The sequence below is a fragment of the Vibrio sp. N418 genome, assembly GCF_000222565.1.
Classification (GTDB): Bacteria; Pseudomonadota; Gammaproteobacteria; order Enterobacterales; family Vibrionaceae; genus Vibrio; species Vibrio scophthalmi.
In genome coordinates, this window is record NZ_AFWD01000041.1 from 1 (window position 1) to 936 (window position 936).

Here is a 936-nt window from a genome sequence, read left to right on the forward strand (position 1 = left end):
AAGGCAATACTGACTCACGGTAAGCCGCATCTTGCTTATCAAAAGCGTCAGTTGCTGGCATTGATACGATACGTACCGCTTTACCTTGCGCCGTTAGCTCTTCTGCCGCTTTCACTGCTAGCTCAACTTCAGAGCCCGTTGCGATAAGGATTAGCTCAGGCTTACCTACGCAATCTTTTAGGATGTAGCCGCCGCGAGCGATGTTCGCCACTTGCTCTGCATTACGAGGTTGTTGTGCTAGGTTTTGACGCGAGAAGATAAGCGCTGATGGACCATCTTTACGTTCAATCGCCAGTTTCCATGCTACCGCTGATTCAACTTGGTCACATGGACGCCATGTGCTCATGTTTGGTGTTAGGCGTAGTGACGCGATTTGCTCAACCGGTTGGTGAGTTGGGCCATCTTCGCCCAGACCGATAGAGTCGTGGGTGTAAACTTGGATATTCTGCACTTTCATCAGAGCAGCCATACGCATTGCGTTACGCGCGTATTCCATGAACATTAGGAATGTTGCACCGTAAGGAACAAAACCACCGTGCAGTGCGATACCGTTCATGATCGCAGTCATACCAAATTCACGGACACCGTAGTGAATGTAGTTACCAGAGAAGTCATCTGCCGTTAGCGATTTAGAACCCGACCACATAGTCAGGTTTGAAGGCGCTAGGTCAGCAGAGCCGCCCATGAACTCAGGTAGCATTGCGCCAAACGCTTCTAGCGCGTTTTGCGATGCTTTACGTGATGCGATGTTGGCAGGGTTTACTTGTAGATCAGCGATGATTTGGTTGGCTTTCGCTTCCCATTCTGCTGGCAAGTCACCGTTTACACGACGCTTAAATTCAGCCGCTTCTGCTGGGTAAGCCGCTGCGTAAGCTGCGAATTTATTATCCCATGCCGCTTCTTTGTCTGCGCCAGCCGCTTTTGCATCCCACTCAG

At 50.4% G+C, this 936-nt stretch carries 1 protein-coding gene; it reads right to left on the reverse strand.

Annotated features, from left to right (window positions below):
- On the reverse strand, window positions 1-936 hold a 936-nt coding region (locus RH86_RS08195), incomplete at both ends, for a transketolase-like TK C-terminal-containing protein (RefSeq protein ID WP_009385873.1).